Genomic DNA, 18,869 nt, shown 5'->3' on the forward strand with positions numbered 1-18,869 from the left:
CATGTGCCGTGTTGTCGATCTGCAGCAGGCGGTGCTCGCCAAGAACGACGCGACCGCCGAGGTCCTGCGCAGGGAGCTGGCAGCGCGCGGGACGACCGTCGTCAACGTGCTGTCCAGCCCCGGCAGCGGCAAGACCGCCCTGCTCGAGGCCGAACTCCTGCTGGCCAGGGAACGGGGCGTCACGGCCGCGGCCCTCACGGCCGACCTCGCCACCGAGAACGACGCCGTACGCCTCGCCCGCTCCGGACTGCCCGTCAAGCAGGTGCTGACCGACGGCCTCTGCCACCTCGAGGCCGACATGCTCGCCGGGCACCTCCACGGCTGGCTGGCCGAGGACACCCGGCTCGTCTTCGTGGAGAACGTCGGCAACCTCGTCTGCCCCGCCTCGTACGACATCGGGGAGGCACTCAGGGTGGTGCTGGCCTCCGTCACCGAGGGCGAGGACAAGCCGCTGAAGTACCCCACGGCCTTCGGCCTCGCCCACCTCGTGATCATCACCAAGACCGACATCGCGGAGGCCGTCGGCTTCGACGAGGCCGCCTTCCGCGCCAACGTCGAGCAGGTCAACCCGGGCGTGGACGTGGTCCTCACCTCCGCCCGTACGGGCGCCGGCGCGGGAGCGCTCCTCGACCGGGCGCTGGCCGCGGCGGAAGGCACCGCGATCCACATGCCGGTGATGGCACAGGCCCGGGCGTGACCACCTCCGCGCCGGGCCCGGCCGCCTCCCGGACCGGGCCCGTCGCCCCCGCGTCCGTCCAGCGGCGCCGGGTCACCGTGCGGGGTGTGGTGCAGGGGGTCGGCTTCCGTCCGTTCCTCCACAACCTCGCCACGGGGCTGGAACTGACGGGCCATGTCACGAACACCGGTGACGGAGTCGTCGCCGAGGTCGAGGGGGCACCGGTCGCCGTGGCCCGCTTCTGCGCCAGGATCGCCGAGGAGGCCCCGCCCCTCGCACTCGTCGAGTCCGTCCACGACCGGGAGGTCCCCGTCACCGGAGCCAGCGGGTTCCTCATCGTCGCCTCGGACAGGGACGGGCCCGTGCGTACCCTGGTCTCCCCGGACACCGCCACCTGCGCGGACTGCCTGCGCGAACTGGCCGACCCGGCCGACCGCCGCCACCGGCACCCCTTCATCACCTGTACGCACTGCGGCCCGCGCTTCACCATCGTCACGGGCCTGCCCTACGACCGCGAGCACACCACGATGGCGGGCTTCCCCATGTGCGCGGACTGCGCCCGGGAGTACACCGACCCGGGCGACCGGCGGTTCCACGCGCAGCCCGTCGCCTGCCCCTCCTGCGGACCGCGGCTGCGGATGATCGTGGCCCCCGCCGCCCCCGGCCTCCGTCCACGGCACGTGGTCGCTCCGGACCCCAATGACCGCAGCCTCGGCGGGCCCGTCGTCGCCGACCCGCTGCGGGAGGCCCGCGAACTGCTGTCCGACGGGGCGATCCTCGCCGTCAAGGGCATCGGCGGGTACCACCTCGCCTGCGACGCAGGCAACAAGGGGGCCGTGGCTCTGCTGCGCCGCCGCAAGGCCCGCGGGGACAAGCCGTTCGCGCTGATGGCCAGGGACGTCGAGGACGTCGAGCACCTGGTCCACCTCGGCGCCGAGGAGCGTGCACTGCTCACCGGCCCGGTCCGCCCGATCGTCCTGATGCGCCGCCGGGTACCTCCGGCGGACGCCCCGCCCGGAGCCCCTCGGCCCGTGGAGGGGGTGGCCCCCGGCAGCCCCGACCTCGGCGTGATGCTGCCGTACACCCCCCTGCACCAGCTGCTGCTCGGCCTTCCCGGCGAGGAACGCACCGGCCCCCGGCTGCTCGTCATGACCAGCGGGAACCTGGCCGGGGAACCGATCGTCACCGACGACGAGGAGGCGCTGGAACGACTGGCGGACCTGGCAGACGCCTGGCTGCTGCACGACCGGCCCATCCACGTCCCCTGCGACGACTCGGTGGTGCGCGTCTGCGACGGGGAACTCCTCACCCTGCGCCGCTCCCGGGGGCACGCCCCGCTGCCGGTCACCCTGCCGCTGCCGGTCCCTCCGGTCCTCGCGGTCGGCGGGGACCTCAAGAACACCTTCTGCCTGGGCAGCGACCGTCGAGCCTGGCTGTCCGCGCACATCGGCGACATGGACGACCTCGCCACCCAGCACGCCTTCGCCTGCGCGGAGGAGCAGCTGGAGGAGATCACGGGAGTGCGGCCGGAGCTGTACGCCGCCGACCGCCACCCCGGCTACCGCTCCGCCCGATGGGCCCGGCACAACGCCGGGGGCCGGCCCGTCGTGCACGTCCAGCACCACCACGCGCACATCGCCTCCGCGATGGCCGAACACGGCCTCGACGGCAGCCGTCCCGTGATCGGCGTCGCCTTCGACGGAACCGGCTACGGGGACGACGGCGCCGTGTGGGGCGGCGAGGTCCTGCTCGCCGACTACGACGGCTTCCACCGCTACGCCCACCTCGGCTACGTCCCGCTCCCCGGCGGCGACGCGGCCGTGCGGCGCCCCTACCGCATGGCACTCGCCCATCTGCGCGCGGCCGGTATCGGCTGGGGCGGCGACCTGCCCTGCACCGCCGCCTGTCCGGAGCAGGAACTTCCGCTGCTGCGGCAGCAGTTGGAACGCGGCCTGAACTGCGTCCCGACCTCCAGCATGGGCCGGCTCTTCGACGCGGTCTCCTCCCTCGCGGGCGTGTGCCACGTGGCGGGGTACGAGGCCCAGGCCGCGATCGAACTCGAAGCCGCCGCGGTCCTGGCGGACGGCGCGTGCGGTGGGCCGTACGCGTTCGGGCTGCGGCCGGCGGGCCGGGGTCCCGCCGCCGCGATGACCGCCGACCCCGGACCCGTCCTGGCCGCGATCGTCGACGACCTGCGCGCGGGCACACCGGCGTCCGTGATCGCAGGGCGCTTCCACGGCGCGGTCGCCGCGCTCGTCCACAGGATCTGCGCCACGGCCCGGGAACGGCACGGGCTGGAGACCGTGGCGCTGACCGGGGGAGTGTTCGCCAACGCGGTGCTCTCCTCGGCGTGCGCGGCCGTGTTGCGGGAGGACGGTTTCACCGTACTGCGCCACCACCGGATCCCGCCGAACGACGGAGGGCTGGCGCTCGGCCAGCTCGTCGTGGCCGCCCGTGCCGCGGGAGACGCCGGATGACGCGGCGGCAGACAGCTCGACAGCGAGGAGAGACGCATGTGCCTGGCGGTACCCGGCAGGGTGCTGGACATCGAGGACCGGGACGGCACCCGCATGGCCACCGTCGACTTCGGCGGGGTCGTCAAGGAGGTGTGCCTGGAGTACCTGCCCGATCTGAGGGTCGGTGAATACGCCATCGTCCACGTGGGATTCGCCCTGCAGCGGCTGGACGAGGAGTCGGCGCGGCGGACCCTGGAACTGTTCGAGAACCTCGGACTGCTCCAGGAGGAGTTCGGCGACCCGGACGGGCCCGACGGGTCCGGAGACTCCCTCGAGGAGGCCCGGCGATGAAGTACATCGAGGAGTTCCAGGACCCGGCCCTGGCCGAGCGCCTGCTCGACGAGATCCGCGCCGCCGTGACCCGGCCGTGGGCGCTGATGGAGGTGTGCGGGGGCCAGACCCACACCATCATCCGGCACGGCATCGACCAGCTCCTCCCGGACGAGGTCGAGCTGATCCACGGCCCCGGCTGCCCCGTCTGCGTCACACCGTTGGAGGTCATCGACAAGGCTTTGGAGATCGCGTCCCGCCCCGGGGTGATCTTCTGCTCCTTCGGCGACATGCTCCGGGTGCCTGGCACCGGACGCGACCTGTTCCAGGTGCGCGGCGAAGGCGGTGACGTCCGGGTGGTGTACTCGCCGCTCGACGCGCTCCGCGTCGCCCAGCAGAACCCGGACCGGGAGGTGGTGTTCTTCGGCATCGGCTTCGAGACCACCGCGCCGCCCAACGCGATGACGGTGTATCAGGCCCGCAGGCTCGGAATCCCGAACTTCAGCCTGCTGGTCTCCCATGTGCGGGTGCCACCCGCGATCGAGGCGATCATGCGCTCCCCGAACTGCCGCGTCCAGGCGTTCCTCGCGGCCGGACACGTGTGCAGCGTGATGGGCACCGAGGAGTACCCCGGTCTCGCCGAGCGGTACCGGGTCCCCATCGTCGTCACGGGTTTCGAGCCGCTGGACATCCTGGAGGGCGTACGCCGCACCGTCCTGCAACTGGAGCGCGGCGAACACACCGTGGACAACGCCTACCCGCGGGCGGTCCGCTCTGAGGGGAACCCCGCGGCCCGCGCGATGCTCGCCGACGTCTTCGAGGTCACCGACCGCGCCTGGCGCGGTATCGGCGTCATCCCCGACAGCGGGTGGCGGCTGTCGTCCCGGTACCGGGACTACGACGCCGAGCACCGCTTCCAGGTCACCGGCATCGACACCCGTGAACCGGCGGCCTGCCGCAGCGGCGAGGTCCTGCAGGGCCTGCTGAAGCCCCACGAGTGCGAGGCGTTCGGCACCGTCTGCACGCCGCGCTCCCCGCTCGGCGCCACGATGGTCTCCAGCGAGGGCGCCTGCGCGGCCTACTACCTCTACCGGCGGCTCGACCTGCCGGCCGCCGTCACGCGATCCCCGGAGGGCAGTCCCGTTGTCTGAGACCACCGAAGCCCCGGACGTCCTCGCGTGGACGTGCCCGCTGCCGCATCGTGACCGGTCCCGGGTGGTGATGGGCCACGGCGGCGGCGGAGCCCTCTCCGCCGAACTGGTCCGCGAGGTGTTCGCCCCGGCCTACGGCGGACCCGCGCTGTCCGCCATGGGCGACTCCGCGACGGTCGAACTGGGCGGCGCGCGGATCGCGTTCTCGACCGACTCATTCGTGGTGCGCCCGCTGTTCTTCCCCGGCGGGAGCATCGGGGACCTCGCCGTCAACGGCACCGTCAACGACCTCGCCATGAGCGGTGCCCGGCCCGCCTACCTGTCCTGCGGATTCATCCTCGAGGAGGGCGTCGAGACCGAGGTCGTACGGCGGGTGGCCGAGGCGCTCGGCGAGGCGGCCCGTGCGGCGGGCGTGGAGGTGGCGACCGGCGACACCAAGGTCGTCGAAGCCGGTCACGGCGACGGCGTCTTCATCAACACCTCCGGCATCGGACTGATCCCGCGGGGCGTCGATCTGCGTCCGCAGCGGGTGGTGCCCGGTGACGTGGTGATCGTGAGCGGCCCGATCGGCGTCCACGGCGTGGCCATCATGAGCGTGCGCGAGGGGCTGGAGTTCGGGGTCGAGATCGAGAGCGACTGTGCGGCACTCGCCGGTCTGGTCGAGGCGATGCTCGCCGTCACGGGGGATCTGCACGTCCTGCGCGACCCGACCCGCGGGGGACTGGCCGCCGCGCTCAACGAGATCGGGTCGGCGTCCGGCACGGGCGTCGTCGTCCAGGAGCGGTCCGTCCCCGTCCCGGCCCCCGTGGCCAACGCCTGCGCCGTGCTCGGCCTGGACCCGATGTACGTCGCCAACGAGGGGAAGCTCGTCGCGTTTGTGCCCCGTGAGCACGCCGACGCCGTACTGGCGGCCATGCGCGCCCATCCGCTCGGCAGGGAGGCGGCGGTGATCGGCGAGGCGGTGGAGAGCCATCCCGGGATGGTGGTCGCGCGTACGGGGCTGGGAGGCACGCGCGTCGTGGATCTGCCGCTCGGCGAGCAGCTGCCCCGCATCTGCTGACGACGGGCGACCGGCCGCCGCGGCGACCCGGCACCGGCGGTGCTCCCCGCGGGACGCGGGGTGCGGCGCCGGTCTCGTGGTGCCGCCGCCCTGTGCCGGGCACCTCTCCTCCCCGGGGGCGACCGGTCGAAGGGCGACGGGCGGCCGCCTCGCCCCCGGCCTGACGCGCCGGAGCCGCGCCCCCTTCCGGGAGGACGCGGCGCCGTCACGCGTTGTGCATCCGAACCGGGTGGTCAGACGACGGACTTGACGAGTTCCTCGCCGGCGCCCGTGGTGACCCTGACCGGTGGGGTGCCGGTCCCGGTGTGCCGTTCCCTCCAGTTCTCCAGAGCGGAACGGCAGGCGTGGTCGAGATGGTGGAGGCCGGAGATGTCGAGCTCGACCGGCCGGTCCTGGGGGAGGGCCTCCAGGTTGTCGAGTATCTTCGGCAGGCGCAGGAAGGTCGCGTTGCCGGAGAGGTACGCCTGGACGGGGCCGGCGCCCTTGTCGACGACCTCCAACCTGATGTGGGAGGTCTCCCAGGCCGTCTTGACGACCGACAGGGCCAGGCCGACGAGCACGCCCTCGAACATGCTGACGGCGACGATCGCCGTGGCGGTGACGACGAGGACGAGGGCCTCGCCGCGGTTCTCCCGCCAGAGCGCGACGAGCGCGGAGCCGGGGACGAGTTTGGCACCGGCGTGGACCAGGACCCCCGCGAGAGCGGGGACCGGGATGCAGGCGAGCACGTCCGGCAGGAGCGCGGCGAAGAGCAGCAGCCATACACCGTGCAGGACGCGCGACGCCTTGGTGCGTGCGCCCGACCGGACGTTGGCCGCGCTGCGCACGATCACCGCGGTCATGGGCAGGGCGCCGAGGACGCCGCATACGGCGTTGCCCGCACCCTGGGCGACGAGTTCCTTGTCGTACGCGGTGCGTGGGCCGTCGTGCATGCGGTCCACTGCCGCCGCACTGAACAGGGACTCGGCGGACGCGATCAGGGTGAACGCGACGACCGTGCCGAGCAGGGCGAGGGTGCCGAGCCTCCCGAACTCGCCCAGCGGCGGCGGTTGGACGGCGTCGAGGAGGCCCTTGACCTCGACGGTGGTGACGTCGACGCCGGGCAGCAGGGCGACGAGGGCCGCCAGGCCGACTGCGGCGAGCGGGCCGGGAACCTTGCGCACCGGCCGTGGCATCCGCCGCCACAGCACCAGGACGGCGATGGTGCCGGCGCCGATCCCGAGGGAGACCAGTGCCCTGCCGTCCTGGGCGGCGCCGACGAGAGCCGTGGGCAGACCGGCGAGCTTGCCGATGCCGGAGTCGGGGGACTCGGCGCCGATGACGGAGTACATCTGCCCGGCGATCAGGACCAGGCCGATCCCGGCGAGCATGCCCTCGACCACGGAGAGGGAGATCGCGCGGAAGTAGCGGCCCAGTTTCAGGGCGCCCATGAGCACCTGGAGCACACCGGTGACCAGGACGACCACGCCGAGGGCGGGGAGGCCGAACTCCTGGACCGCCTCGAAGACCAGGACCGTCAGGCCTGCGGCCGGGCCGGACACCTGGAGGCTGCTGCCCCGCATGAGTCCGGTCACCAGACCGCCCACGATACCGGTGACCAGGCCGAGTTCGGCCGGGACGCCGGAGGCGACGGCGACACCGACGCACAGCGGCAGGGCGACCAGGAAGACCACCAGGGAGGCGGCGAAGTCCTGCCTCAGACAGGGGTACTTGCGCTCGCGCGCCGTTCCGGCGTGCGTCCCGGGGCTGGTGCTCGTGCTCACGACCGGCCTCACAGTGCCTCGAACGCGTCGGTTTCCGGACGGTGTTCGCGCACGGCGCCGGTGTGGACCTCGTAGTACCAGCCGTGCAGAGTCAGGGTGCCGTCGGCCAGACGCTTCTCCACGCACGGGTACGAGCGCAGGCGCAGCAGCTGCGACAGGACGTGGTGGGTGACCGCGCGTTCCACACACGGGTCGCCGGGGTCGGCGGTGTCAGGTTCGCCGGCAGCGTGGGCGAGCCAGTCACGTACGGCGGGCACGCCGTCGAGGTCGTCGCCGCGCACCAGGGCGCCGACGGCGCCGCAGTGCGAGTGGCCGCAGACCACGACGTCAGCCACGCCGAGGACCTCCACGGCGTACTCGATGGTGGCCGTCTCGCTCGCGGGGTGGGCGGAGCCGTAGGGGGGCACGATGTTGCCCGCGGTGCGCAGTTCGAAGAGATCGCCCGGACGCGCCCCGGTGATCAGGGCCGGGACGACCCGGGAGTCGGAACAGGTGATGAACAGGACCTTGGGGGACTGGCCCCGGCCGAGCTCGGCGAACTCCTCAGGGCGCTGTCCGAACGTGCGGGCGTTGTCGATGAGGGGCTGCATGGGCTGCATGGTGGTACTCCTCCTGGCGCGCCGTGGGGGTGGCGCGTCGGACGTGCAGGACAAGGTGGTGCGGACGCCGTCGCTGTCAGCAGCGGAAGACCTGAAGGACCGCGGGGGCGTAGGCGGTAGGGCATCTCCCGCGTCCCGACGAAGTGTTCGCGGTGCTGCCGCCTTCCGCCCCCGAGGCGGCCGCGGGGACGGGACCATGTGGTGGCGCCGGACGCCGGCGCGCCGGGTCGCCCGCGGGGATCAGGTGGCGGTCGCGGGTGCGCGAGGGGGTACCCGGCCGTCCGGACGGGGCGCCGTCGTCACAGGCGGGGTGCGTCGCGTTTCCGGAGGCCGGGGCCGGGGGCCCGCCGGGGCCGGTATCGGCGCGGGCCGGCGGTTGACGCTCCGCCACCAGGCGGGCCTGGGGTGGCGACGGCGGAGTCTGGGGAGCGACGGATGCCGGCACGACCAGGGCGAACGCCGGGACGAGCAGGGCGAGCAGGGTGACGACGATGGCCGAGCCCGCGGTCCGGGCCGTCATACCTGTGCTCATGCGCCCCCTTCGTGCCGTGCGCGTCCAGCCCAATGACAGGCCAAAAGACAGGTCAACAACTGGTCAAGACACACGTTATCCATGGAAAGCTGTTTGCAGTGTTAACTCGGGGTTGCGGATCGAAGAGCGCCCGAAAAAGGTCGTTCGGCTGTCGGGAAACGGCTGTTGGCCTGGAGGTTTCGCCGCGTGCCAGGGGCGTGCGCGATGGTTCCGTGCGCCCCTGAAGTGTTGGACGGTTGCATCCGGAAGGGATTGGGCAGGCGCGAAGGGCGGCTGTCCGCGGATGAGTTGCCGGATCCGTCCGGCATCACGGCGCCCGCGTTGTCGGCGAGTGTCCGAGGTGGGCGAGCTCATCGGGGTCGATCACCGAGCGGATGGTCTGAACTCGCCCGTCGCGCAGGTCGAGGCCCATGGTGTGGAGCGCCCTGCCGTGTCGGTCGCGAAAGATCGCGCCGGGCCGGCCGTTGACTTCGTGCGGCGGGAACGTCACATCGATGCGCGCCGGTTGGGGAACGATGAGGCGTCCTCCGCCCCGGCCCGGGGCGGAGGGGAACGCCGACGGGGCGGCGTACGCCGACGGGATGTCGGGGTACGCCGCCCCGGTCGCGGGGCAGCCGCGGCCACGGCTCTCAGGCTCCGGACCGGCTCTGCCCGTGCTACTTGGGGTCGCGGCCGAACAGGGACGTGGACCAGAAGTGGCCGAGCGCGGCCAGGCCCAGGCACCAGACGACGGCGAGCCATCCGTTGTGGCCGATCCCGGTGCCGAGCAGCAGACCGCGCAGGGTTTCGATGGCCGGGGTGAAGGGCTGGTACTCGGCGAACGGCCGGAACCAGCCCGGCATCGCGTCGACCGGCACGAACGCACTGGAGAGCAGCGGCAGGACCATCAGCGGCAGGGCGTTGTTGCTGGCCGCCTCGGCGTTGGGGCTCGACAGGCCCATCCCGACCGCGATCCAGGTGAGCGCCAGGGAGACGAGCGCCAACAGCCCCACGGCCAGGACCCACTCCAGGGCCGTGGCGTCCGCGGCCCGGAACCCGATGGCCACGGCGACGGCCCCGACCAGGACCACGCTCGTCACGCACTGCAGCACGCTGCCGACGACGTGCCCGACGAGCACCGATCCGCGGTGGATCGCCATCGTGCGGAAGCGGGCGATGATGCCCTCGGTCATGTCGTTGGAGACGGACACCGCGCTGCCGATCGTGGTGCCGCCGATCGTCAACAGAAGGATGCCGGGGACGACGTAGGTGATGTACTCGGAGCGGTCCGCACCGCCACCGCCGATGCCCGCGCTCATCGCATCGCCGAAGACGTAGACGAAGAGCAGCAGCAGCATGACCGGTGTGAGCAGCAGGTTCAGGGTGAGGGACGGGTAGCGCCGGGCGTGCAGGAGGTTGCGGCGCAGCATCGTGGTGGAGTCGCGCACGGCGAGGGACGGGGAGCTCATCGGAGGGCCTCCTCGGGCTGGTGGGGGACGGCGCCGGCGGTGAGGGCGAAGAAGACGTCGTCGAGGTCGGGGGTGTGCACGGTGAGTTCGTCGGCCTCGATGCCGGCCGTGTCCAGCCGGTCGAGGACGGAGCGCAGCTCGCGCTGGCTGCCGTCGCTGGGGATCCGCAGGGTGAGGGATTCCTCGTCGGCGGTGGCCTCGTGCAGTGCGGACGCGGCGCTCCGGTACGCGGCGGGGTCGGTGAAGCGGAGCCGGACGTGTCCGCCGGGGACGATCCGCTTCAGCTCCTCCGCGGTGCCCTCCGCGGCGATCCTGCCGTTGTTGAGCACGGCGATGCGGTCGGCGAGCTCGTCGGCCTCCTGCAGGTACTGGGTGGTGAGGAGGACCGTGACCCCGTCGGAGACGAGTTCGCGGATGATCTGCCACATGGTGTGCCGGGAGCGCGGGTCGAGGCCGGTGGTCGGCTCGTCGAGGAAGATGATCCGCGGGTTGCCGACCAGGGTCATGGCGATGTCGAGGCGGCGCCTCATGCCGCCGGAGTAGGTGGAGGCGGGCTTCTTCGCGGCCTCGGTGAGGTCGAAGCGTTCCAGCAGCTCGGCGGCGACCCGCCGCCCCTCGTGCCTGGGGAGGTGGTGCAGGTCCGCCATGAGGAGCATGTTCTCCTCTCCGGTGATCAGCCCGTCGACCGCGGAGAACTGCCCGGTGACGCCGATGGCGGCGCGCACGGCCTGCGGGTCGCCGGCGAGGTCGTGGCCCGCGACCCGGGCCTGCCCGCCGTCGGCGGTGACGAGCGTGGAAAGGATCTTCACGACGGTGGTCTTTCCGGCGCCGTTCGGGCCGAGCAGCGCGTACACGGACCCGGCCGGGATGCGCAGATCGATGCCGTCGAGGACGGTCTTGTCGCCGTAGGACTTGCGCAGTCCGACGGTGGAGACGGCGGCCGGCGACGGGCGACCGTCGGGCCGACTGGATGTGGGCATGACAGAAGAAGGCACGGGGCCCTCCGTTCGAAGGCTGGAGTGTCCGGGAAGGTGGGTGCGTCGGGCCGTTCTTCGTCGGTCAGGGCGCGGCGCGGCGGATGTCGATGTTGCCGTGCCGGGTGCGGGCACGGACCTTGACGGTGTCCTCGGTCGTCTCCGGGGCCCCTGACGCGGTGAGCGTGTTGCGCACCTGGCCGGAGCCCGAACTGACGTCGAGCCAGGCGGCCGTGCCCTCGCGGACGCCGACCTCGATGGCGCCGAAGGAGGTCTCCAACTGGACGGTTCCGCGGGCCACTTCCCCCACACGCAGGGTGCCGTGGGCGGTGGTCGCGGTCACCGAGTCCTCGGCGCGCCGGATCTCGATGTCGCCGTTGGCGCCGCTCACCCGCAGCTCCCCGGTCGCGGCGCGGACCGTCGTGGTGCCGTGCGAGTTCTTCAGGACGGCGGGGCCGTCGACGAGCCCGACGCGCAGGCTGCCGGAGCTGGTGGTGATCTCGGCCGTGCCCTCGACCCGTTCCACGGTGATCGAGCCGTGGGACGCGGTCAGCTTCAGCGGGCCGGTGGTGTCGAGGCGTACGTCGCCGGACGAGGTCTTCACCCGTACCTCGCCGAGCCTGCCCTCGGTGAGCACCTGGGCCCAGGCGCCGGTCATGTCGATGCGCGAGCCCGTGGGCAGTTCGACCGTCACGTCGACGATGCCGGTGCGGCCGAACAGATTGGACTTGGGCGTCCTGACGGTCAGTGCGCCGTTCGCGTAGGTGACCTCGGTCTGGTCGGCCGCCCTTACGTCCTGGTCCCGCTTGGGGTCGCGGGGCCGCACGTCGACGACGGTGCCGAGGCCGTCGCCCGCGGTGAGCTGGAGGGAACCGGCCTCCACGTGCGCGGTGACCGAGATCGGTTCGGGAGTGTCGAAAGAAGGCATGGCTGTCCCGTCCTCTTGGGTCTTCGGGACGTCCCCGCTGGTGGGACGCATGGTGTCGGTGAAGTGGTGAGGGCAGGCGCGCGGTCAGCGCACCCAGCCCGTGAAGCTCTGTCCGAGGGTCTGGGTCCTCCCGGTCGCACGCGGCCGGGTGCCGCCGTCGACCGCGGCCGACACGGCGCGCACCAGCCACGCGTTGACCGAGAGGCCCTCGCGGCTCGCGGCCTCCTCGGCGCGGGCCTTGAGGTGGGCCGGCAGGCGCAGGTTGACGCGGGCGGTGCCGCCCTCGTCGCCGTCGGCCGGCGCCGGGGGCGTGAACGTCTCGACGGGTGCGTCCGGCTCTGCCGGGACGCCGCCGTCGGTGGGGGGCGGCGTCACCACGAACTCGGGGTCAAGCCCGCGCAGCCGTACGTCGACGGAGCCGGGGGCGAGCTCGCGGGTGATCTCGTCCATCGCGGCGGAGAGCACCTTGAGCAGGGTCAGCCGGGTCGCCGACTCCAGAGGGGCGGTGAGCCTCCCGGCCAGCTCGCGTGCTTCGTCGCCGCCGGCTTCGGCGGCCACCGCGAGTTCGCGGCGGAGGGTGTCGACATAGGGGGTGAGGTCCATGGCGCAATAGTGGCACCATCATGGCGCAATGTGCAAGCCGGATGGCGCCGTGCGGGCGGGGGTCGGCTTAGGCGGCTGCCTTGAGCTGCGGAAACGCGGGCAGGGGGTCGAATTCGATGTGGCGCCGTACGTGCTCGTCCCTGGGTTGCGAGCCCGGCGGGGTGGCACCGTTTGACCCCGTGTGGCATTGAATTGGCGCCACCTGGCGCGGGTTGGTGCGGAGTGGCGTCATGGAGGCTGCCCGGTCCTCCGCGCCGCGACGGGCCCGCGCTGCGAGTCCCCGGAGGATCCGCGTCGTGCGCGACGGGGCGGCGGAGACGGTTGCGCCCAGGCCCCGGGCCGCGGAAACGCGATCCGGGGCCCGGGCGCGAGCGGCCGGCCGGCGGGCACCCGTCGCTCGGACGGTTCCCGTTCTGTGATCTTCCGGCGGGCAACCCTTCGTGCCGTCCTCCGGTCCAACTCCTGCCGCGTCCTGCGCGGGCCATCCGTCCCCCTCAACCCAGAGGTCGTAGTAGATGAGTCGTCCTTCCGCGCCCCGGTCCTCGTCCGTCGGTCGCGCTTCCGCGGCCACCGGCGGGCGGCCCGCCCGTTCGCGGGCGCCGTTGAGCGCCGTGTGTCTGGTGGCCCTGGCTCTGGGGGTCACCGCCTGCAGTGGTGAGGACGGCGCCGCGGTGTCCCCGGCCGGAACCGGCTCGCCGCCGCCGTCGTCCTCGACGGCACCCGCGACCGTGAGCCCGGCCGCTTCCCCGTCCCCCTCGGCGACGGCGTCCGTGAGACCGTCGGCGACGCGCACGGCGGAGCCCGTGCGCTCGACCGCCCCCGGCCGGACGGCGGAGCAGCGCGGGGCGGGCGGCGGGCAGACGTCACGTCCGGTGTCGGACGGACGGCCGGACGACGCCCAGGGCGAGCAGCACGGCGTCCCGCAGAACCCCAACCGCGGCACCAACCCGCCGCCGGCCCCGCCGCGGCCCCAGCCCACGCCGGAGTGGAGCGATGCCGTCTGGCAGCCGGGCGACCCGGTCGAGGAGCGGTAAGGGCGGAGCGGGAGGAGCGGCTGAGCCGTGCGGTGTTCCCTCGGCGTTCCCTCGACATTCGAGCCCGAGCGGTCGCCCTGTTGGGGCGACGCCGAGGCGATGCGCTCAGCCGCGGGGCGGAACAAGCGCCGACGCCACACCGTCCCGCGTCAGCGGGACCGGCTCCGGCATCGAATGACGCGCCGCCAACTCCCGGCGCCGCCATCCCGCCCCCCGCGCAGTGCAGCTCGTCGTGCGCCGTACGCGCCTCTGTGCGCCCCGTTCGTGCTCCGGAGCGCGAGGGGCGCACTCCGCTTGTGCGGAGCGCTCCCGTGCCTCCCCATGCGCGACTACTCATCCGATACGGGGGCAACGGCTGTACGTACTGACCACTGGTGTCCGGCCGATCACGTTGCGCGGCAGGGCGGTTGAGGGGGGACGAGCCGTGATTCGGGTACTGCTGGTGCACGACAGCTGTCTGATGCGGTCCGCACTGACGGCGTTGCTCGGGCGGGAGCACGATCTGGAGGTGAGCGAGTCGTCGTGGCGGGCGGCCGTCGGGCAGGTCCGCTCACTGCGGCCGCACGTGTGCATAGTGGACGTCGAGTGCCCGGGCGCGGCCATGCTGGGCAGCCTGATCGGCCTGATCCGGCGTGCGACCGGGTCGGCCGCGGCGCTCCTCGTGCTCGCCACCGGCACCAGACCCGGTCTGCTGCGCCGGGCCTTCGACGCCGGAGCCCTCGGGTACGTCAGCAAGGACGCGGGCCCGCAGCGATTACTCGACGGCATCAGGCGGGTGGCCGCGGGCGAGCGGTTCGTCGACGAGTCGCTCGCCTTCGGCTTCCTCCAGGCAGCGGAGATGCCCCTGACGTCACGCGAACTCAGCGTCCTGCGCATGGCCGCGGAAGGGGCGACGATCGCCGAGATCGCGCGCGGTCTGCACCTGTCCCACGGGACCGTACGGAACTACATGTCCGCGATCACCCGCAAGACCGGAGCCCGCAACCGGGTCGACGCCATACGGATATCCCAGCACGCCGGCTGGGTCTGAGCATCGCATGACCGGGGCGGCGCCGCCGCTCATCCGGCCTGCCAGTGCCCCACGAGATCGCGGTACGTCTCGGAACGTTCGAGCAGTTCCTCGTGACGCCCGGCCGTCGCCGTCACCCCGTCGAGCACCAGGACGCGGTCCGCGCGCCGTGCCGACGAGAGCCGGTGGGCGATCACCAGCAGTGTTCCCGGCCGGTCGGCGAAGGCGCGCTCGGCGCGGGCCTCGGCCGCCGGATCCAGATGGCAGGTCGCCTCGTCCAGCAGGACGAGGCGCGCCGGGGCGAGGTACGCCCGTGCCAGGGCGACCAGTTGGCGTTCGCCCTCCGAGAGGGCCGCGGGGTCGATACGGGCGTCCAGCGCGCCCGGCCCGTGCGCCACGCGGTCGAGTCCGACGGCGCGTACCGCGGCCTCCACGGAGGCTGTCGGCGCCCCGTCGGGGCACAGGTACAGCAGGTTGTCCCGCAGGCTGCCCCCGAACACGTACGCCTCCTGCGGGATCAGCGCCCGCCCGGCCGCGAACGGGTCCCGGTCCGGGCGGCACACGGGCCTGCCGCCGATCAGCAGCTGCCCGCGGTCCGGTACCAGCAGCCCGGCGACCAGCCCGAAGAGAGTGGACTTGCCGATACCGCTCGGGCCGACGACGGCGAGGTGCTCACCCGGCTCCACGAGCAGATCGAGGCCGTCGATCACGGGCATGGCGCCGGGGCCGTAGGAGAAGGAGAGGGACCGGAGTTCCAGGCTCGGTGCCGTGTCGCCGGACTCCCCGGGGGCCGTCACCGGCGGAGCCGGGCATCGGGGGACCGCGACCGCACCGCACGCCCTCTCACGCGGGGCCGCACAGGACGGAACCCGGCCCTCGGCCGCCTCGGCGGGCGTCGAGCCCGTTGCCGAGGGCTCGCCGGGGCCGGTGAGGCGGTCGAGGATCACCAGCAGCCGGGTGCCGGCCGCGCCCAGGCCGGTCATCAGGGTGTTCAGGGCCGGCAGCAGCGCCTGGGTCAGGTAAGTGAGGGCGCCGAGCAGTTCCCCGGCCGTGACCCCCCGGTCCAGCAGCCAGGGCACGGTGGCCAGGAGCAGGACGACGGGCGCCTGCCCGGCCAGCCCGAGTGCGAGGGTCCGCACGGCGGCCCACCGGGCGAGCGCCCGGGCCGACCGGGTCTGCGCGTCGATCAGCGAGCGGGCCGCGTCCTCGGTGCGTGCCTCCGCACCGCAGGCGACGATGTCCCGGAGTCCGGCGACGTCGGAACCGAGCCGGGCGGCGAGCTCCTCGTCGGTACGCAGGAAGTCCCGCTGCCGGGTCGCCATCGGACGCAGCGCCGCGGCGAAGAGCACGAGCCCGGCGGCCAGCGGCGGCAGCACGACCACCAGCAGCGCGGGCGCCAGTGCCGCGAGGCCCGCCACGACGCCCGCGGCCGTGAAGACGAAGGACCTGGTCACCATCACCAGCCCGGCGAACCCGTCCCGTGCCGCCTCCGTCTGATGGGTCAGCCGTGAGACGGCCGCATGGCCGGTGGGTCTCCGCTGCCCGGCGACCGCGGCGGACAGGGCCGAGGAGACGACCCTGCGGACGAGGCCGTCGCGCAACGGCTCCACGAGGTCGGCGAGACGGCGGAACACGCGTTCCGTGGCGGTCCCCCCGACGACGACCGCCGCGGCGGCCACCGCCAGCCAGCCGAGCCCCACGCCGGGACGCCCGGCGAGGAACCCGCGGTCGAGCGCCGCCGCCACGGCGTACCCGCCGAGGAAGGTCTGCGCGGACTCCAGCAGTGACCAGCCGCCGAGGCGCAGGAGCACCCCGCGTCGCCGGGCGAGGAACGGGACGGCCTGCGGCAGCGTCCTGCGCAGCGCCCCCCGAGCGGGGCCGGTGGCAGGGGGCGTCGCGGCGCCGTCGTCCGGCCTCGTGCTCCCCGCACCGGGCCGGAGCACACCGCCCGCCGACGACGGCGCCGGTCCCGCGGCCGATCGGGCCGGTCCCGCGGCCGTCCGCTCGCGACCTTGGGCCGTCATGACCTCCTGCCCGTCTGCTCGTGGCCCTCGGCCGGAGCGCTCACCGGTTCGGGCCCTTCCGGCCGGTGGTTCGGCGTCGCGTGGTTCCCGGTGGGGTGGCTCGACGTCGCGTGGTTCTCGGTGGGTCGGTTCGGTGTCGCGTGGTTCTCGGTGGGTCGGTTCGGCGTTGCGTGGTTCCCGGTGGTGTGGCTCGACGTCGCGTGGTTCTCGGTGGGTCGGTTCGGCGTTGCGTGGTTCCCAGTGGTGTGGCTCGACGCCGCGTGGTTCTCGGTGGGTCGGTTCGGCGTTGCGTGGTTCCCGGTGGTGTGGCTCGACGCCGCGTGGTTCTCCGTCGGTCGGCTCCACGTCGCGTGGCCCTCACGCGCGGTGTCGTCGCCGGGGCGCGCGCTGCCCGGCGCGGCGTCCGCCCCTACGGCGCCCGCCCCTGGGGTGCCCGGCAGTTGGTCCGGTGCGTCGCCGGGTGCGGCGAACACGGCACGGTACTCGGGCAGCGCCCACAGCGCGGCATGCGGACCGACAGCCCTGACGCGACCGTCGTCGAGCCATGCGACGAGGTCGGCCCGCGCCGCCGACGAGACCCGGTGGGCGACGACGAGACGGGTGCCGGACCGCACCTGGTGCAACAGGGCCCGCGCGACCTGTCGTTCGGTGACGCTGTCCAGGCTCGACGTGGCGTCGTCGAGGACGAGCAGCCGTCCGGCATGGGCGAAGGCCCGTGCGAGGCCCAGTCGTTGAGCCTCACCGCCGGACAGCGGAGCACGGGTCAGCGGTGTGGCGTAGCCCTCCGGCAGCCGGCGCACGAAGGCGTCCGCGCCCGCCGCCCGGGCGGCGCCGGTGACCTCGGGCACCGGCGGCTCGCCGGGGCCGAAGGCGATGGCCTCACGCACGGTCGTGCCGAACAACGCGGGCCGTTCGAAGGCGTACGCCACCTCCCGGCGCAGGACGCCACGTGCGATCTCCGCCACGGGGACGCCGTCCAGGAAGACGGTGCCGGCGTCGGGGTCGGCCAGTCGTCCGGGAAGCCGGGCCAGGGCCGTCTTGCCCGAGCCCGAACGTCCCACCAGGGCCAGCGTGGCGCCGCCCGGCACGACCAGGTCGACGCCCCTCAGCACGGTCCGGCCGTCGCGCACCACCGAGACATCGCGGAACTCCAGCCGGCCGGGACCGTCGGCGGGGAGCCCCCGCCCTCCGTACGCGATGGCGGGTGCGGCCATGGCCTCGGCGGTGCGCCGCGCCGCGGCCCGGCCGCGCAGGAGGCCCGACAGCTGCCCGACGACGGCACCGACGCCCGCGGCCAAGGCCGCGTAGCGGAGCGCCGCCAGCAGCTCGCCGACGCTCATGTCCCCTGCCGCCACGCGCAGCCCGCCGACCGCGAGCACTCCGCTCTCCAGCAGGGGCAGCAGCACCGCGCCGCGGGCGACGGCGCGGCCGTAGACACGCCACATGTGCCGCCCCCTGGCGGCGAGTTCCGGCAGGGGGGCCAGGATCCGTGCGCGTTCCCGCTCCCACGTGCCCGCGGCGGCGACGGTGCGGGCTCCGGTGAGTGCCTCGACCAGGCGGGCGGCGATGTTCCCCTGGACCTGCTGGTACTCGGCCACCCCGGCGGAGGTCTCGCGGGTGAACGCGCGGACGAGCAGCACCAGCAGCGGCGCTCCCGCCACGAAGACGGCAGCCGTCCACAGATCGGTCACGGCGAGCGCGACCAGTCCGCCGACCGGCAGCACCAGGGCCGGTACGGCCGCCGCGGCGGTCGCGGGTGCCGCGGCGGCCTCCGTCACGTTCGCCGTCAGCCGGGTCACGAGATCCCCGCCGGTGAACCGCTCGGCCCCCCTGGGCCCGGCGGCGAGCACCCGGCCCAGGGCCCGGCGGCGGATGCGCGCGGCGGAGACCGCGGTGAGCGTGCCGGCGAGGTACGCGGAAGCCGCGTCGCACAGGACGTCCGCGACGACGAGTGTCGCGCACAGCACCAGCCACGGTCCGGCCTCCGCCGAACCGGCGAGGACGAGGTCCAGTGAGCGGCCGAGCAGGGCGGGCAGGGCGATGGCGGCGCCCGCCGACAGCAGGCCCGCCGCGACGAGCGCCGCCGTCCGTCCGGCGGACGCCCTGACCGCGCCCGTCAGGAGCGAGCGGGCGGCGCCGCCGGACCCGGACGGCCCGTCGACGCCACGGGTGCGGTCACCGGCCCCGGCCGCCGGACGTTGGGTGGTCATGGGCGCTCCCTCGTCGTCCGAGCCGAACGGTCCCGGGCGAAGGAACCGCCCGGGACCGTTCGGACTGTGTCA

The 18,869-nt window shown here is 73.7% G+C and carries 14 protein-coding genes and 2 pseudogenes; 7 read left to right on the top strand and 9 right to left on the bottom strand.

Going from position 1 to position 18,869, the window contains the following annotated elements; all coding sequences use genetic code 11:
• The first annotated feature begins 1 nt into the window (after window position 1).
• The 5 genes from hypB to hypE are packed head-to-tail and all read left to right on the top strand — an operon-like array spanning window position 2 to window position 5,673.
• Complete coding sequence (gene hypB / locus O7595_RS30715) at window positions 2–697, top strand: hydrogenase nickel incorporation protein HypB (protein ID WP_269731842.1); 696 nt, start codon at window positions 2–4, stop codon at window positions 695–697.
• Complete coding sequence (gene hypF / locus O7595_RS30720; RefSeq protein WP_269731843.1) at window positions 694–3,153, top strand: carbamoyltransferase HypF; 2,460 nt, start codon at window positions 694–696, stop codon at window positions 3,151–3,153. Before hypB ends, hypF begins: the two co-directional genes overlap by 4 nt.
• 36 nt (window positions 3,154–3,189) lie before the next feature.
• On the top strand, window positions 3,190–3,483 hold the full coding sequence (locus tag O7595_RS30725) for a HypC/HybG/HupF family hydrogenase formation chaperone (RefSeq protein ID WP_269731844.1): 294 nt from the start codon (window positions 3,190–3,192) through the stop codon (window positions 3,481–3,483).
• Window positions 3,480–4,613, top strand: a complete 1,134-nt coding sequence (gene hypD / locus O7595_RS30730; protein ID WP_269731845.1) for a hydrogenase formation protein HypD — start codon at window positions 3,480–3,482, stop codon at window positions 4,611–4,613. The genes O7595_RS30725 and hypD overlap by 4 nt, the downstream gene beginning before the upstream one ends.
• Window positions 4,606–5,673 (top strand): hydrogenase expression/formation protein HypE, encoded by a 1,068-nt coding sequence (gene hypE, locus O7595_RS30735; RefSeq protein ID WP_269731846.1) that lies wholly within the window; start codon window positions 4,606–4,608, stop codon window positions 5,671–5,673. Before hypD ends, hypE begins: the two co-directional genes overlap by 8 nt.
• Before the next feature lie 233 nt (window positions 5,674–5,906).
• On the opposite strand, the gene O7595_RS30740 is transcribed toward hypE, so the two are convergent.
• The 7 genes and pseudogenes from O7595_RS30740 to O7595_RS30770 form a co-directional block, all read right to left on the bottom strand.
• Window positions 5,907–7,436 carry a SulP family inorganic anion transporter gene (locus O7595_RS30740; protein WP_269731847.1) on the bottom strand — a complete coding sequence of 510 codons (1,530 nt, stop codon included), beginning with the start codon at window positions 7,434–7,436 and terminating at the stop codon, window positions 5,907–5,909.
• Between the two features lie 8 nt (window positions 7,437–7,444).
• A complete protein-coding gene (locus O7595_RS30745; protein ID WP_269732686.1) occupies window positions 7,445–8,026 on the bottom strand; it encodes a carbonic anhydrase in 582 nt (193 codons plus the stop codon).
• An 848-nt stretch (window positions 8,027–8,874) separates the two neighbouring features.
• Window positions 8,875–9,078 (bottom strand): annotated as a pseudogene (locus O7595_RS30750) (hypothetical protein); the annotation flags it as partial.
• Window positions 9,079–9,223: 145 nt separating this feature from the next.
• The gene (locus O7595_RS30755; protein WP_269731848.1) at window positions 9,224–10,015 is read right to left on the bottom strand and encodes an ABC transporter permease; all 792 of its coding nucleotides are present in this window, start codon (window positions 10,013–10,015) and stop codon (window positions 9,224–9,226) included.
• Window positions 10,012–10,995 (bottom strand): ATP-binding cassette domain-containing protein, encoded by a 984-nt coding sequence (locus O7595_RS30760; RefSeq protein WP_269731849.1) that lies wholly within the window; start codon window positions 10,993–10,995, stop codon window positions 10,012–10,014. The genes O7595_RS30755 and O7595_RS30760 overlap by 4 nt, the downstream gene beginning before the upstream one ends.
• Before the next feature lie 79 nt (window positions 10,996–11,074).
• Window positions 11,075–11,917, bottom strand: a complete 843-nt coding sequence (locus O7595_RS30765; protein ID WP_269731850.1) for a DUF4097 family beta strand repeat-containing protein — start codon at window positions 11,915–11,917, stop codon at window positions 11,075–11,077.
• A gap of 84 nt (window positions 11,918–12,001) precedes the next feature.
• A complete protein-coding gene (locus O7595_RS30770) occupies window positions 12,002–12,520 on the bottom strand; it encodes a toxin-antitoxin system HicB family antitoxin (protein ID WP_269731851.1) in 519 nt (172 codons plus the stop codon).
• 803 nt (window positions 12,521–13,323) lie between these two features.
• Between O7595_RS30770 and O7595_RS30775 the strand changes: the two genes are divergently transcribed.
• Window positions 13,324–13,554 (top strand): hypothetical protein, encoded by a 231-nt coding sequence (locus O7595_RS30775; RefSeq protein ID WP_269731852.1) that lies wholly within the window; start codon window positions 13,324–13,326, stop codon window positions 13,552–13,554.
• A 424-nt stretch (window positions 13,555–13,978) separates the two neighbouring features.
• A complete protein-coding gene (locus O7595_RS30780) occupies window positions 13,979–14,584 on the top strand; it encodes a response regulator transcription factor (RefSeq protein ID WP_269731853.1) in 606 nt (201 codons plus the stop codon).
• 29 nt (window positions 14,585–14,613) lie between these two features.
• Here the strand turns inward: O7595_RS30780 and O7595_RS30785 are convergent, their stop codons facing one another.
• Window positions 14,614–16,587 (bottom strand): ATP-binding cassette domain-containing protein, encoded by a 1,974-nt coding sequence (locus O7595_RS30785; protein WP_269731854.1) that lies wholly within the window; start codon window positions 16,585–16,587, stop codon window positions 14,614–14,616.
• Between the two features lie 449 nt (window positions 16,588–17,036).
• Window positions 17,037–18,797 (bottom strand): annotated as a pseudogene (locus tag O7595_RS30790) (ABC transporter ATP-binding protein); the annotation flags it as partial.
• Window positions 18,798–18,869: the final 72 nt, after the last annotated feature.

It is taken from the genome of Streptomyces sp. WMMC940 (assembly GCF_027460265.1).
Lineage (GTDB): Bacteria > Actinomycetota > Actinomycetes > Streptomycetales > Streptomycetaceae > Streptomyces.

Bases quoted from the DNA above. Each gene is read 5' to 3' on its own strand.
- hypB (WP_269731842.1), top strand. From the start codon at position 2: ATGTGCCGTGTTGTCGATCTGCAGCAGGCGGTGCTCGCCAAGAACGAC.
- O7595_RS30725 (WP_269731844.1), top strand. From the start codon at position 3,190: ATGTGCCTGGCGGTACCCGGCAGGGTGCTGGACATCGAGGACCGGGAC.
- hypD (WP_269731845.1), top strand. From the start codon at position 3,480: ATGAAGTACATCGAGGAGTTCCAGGACCCGGCCCTGGCCGAGCGCCTG.
- O7595_RS30745 (WP_269732686.1), bottom strand. From the start codon at position 8,026: ATGCAGCCCCTCATCGACAACGCCCGCACGTTCGGACAGCGCCCTGAG.
- O7595_RS30755 (WP_269731848.1), bottom strand. From the start codon at position 10,015: ATGAGCTCCCCGTCCCTCGCCGTGCGCGACTCCACCACGATGCTGCGC.
- O7595_RS30760 (WP_269731849.1), bottom strand. From the start codon at position 10,995: ATGCCCACATCCAGTCGGCCCGACGGTCGCCCGTCGCCGGCCGCCGTC.
- O7595_RS30765 (WP_269731850.1), bottom strand. From the start codon at position 11,917: ATGCCTTCTTTCGACACTCCCGAACCGATCTCGGTCACCGCGCACGTG.
- O7595_RS30770 (WP_269731851.1), bottom strand. From the start codon at position 12,520: ATGGACCTCACCCCCTATGTCGACACCCTCCGCCGCGAACTCGCGGTG.
- O7595_RS30785 (WP_269731854.1), bottom strand. From the start codon at position 16,587: ATGACGGCCCAAGGTCGCGAGCGGACGGCCGCGGGACCGGCCCGATCG.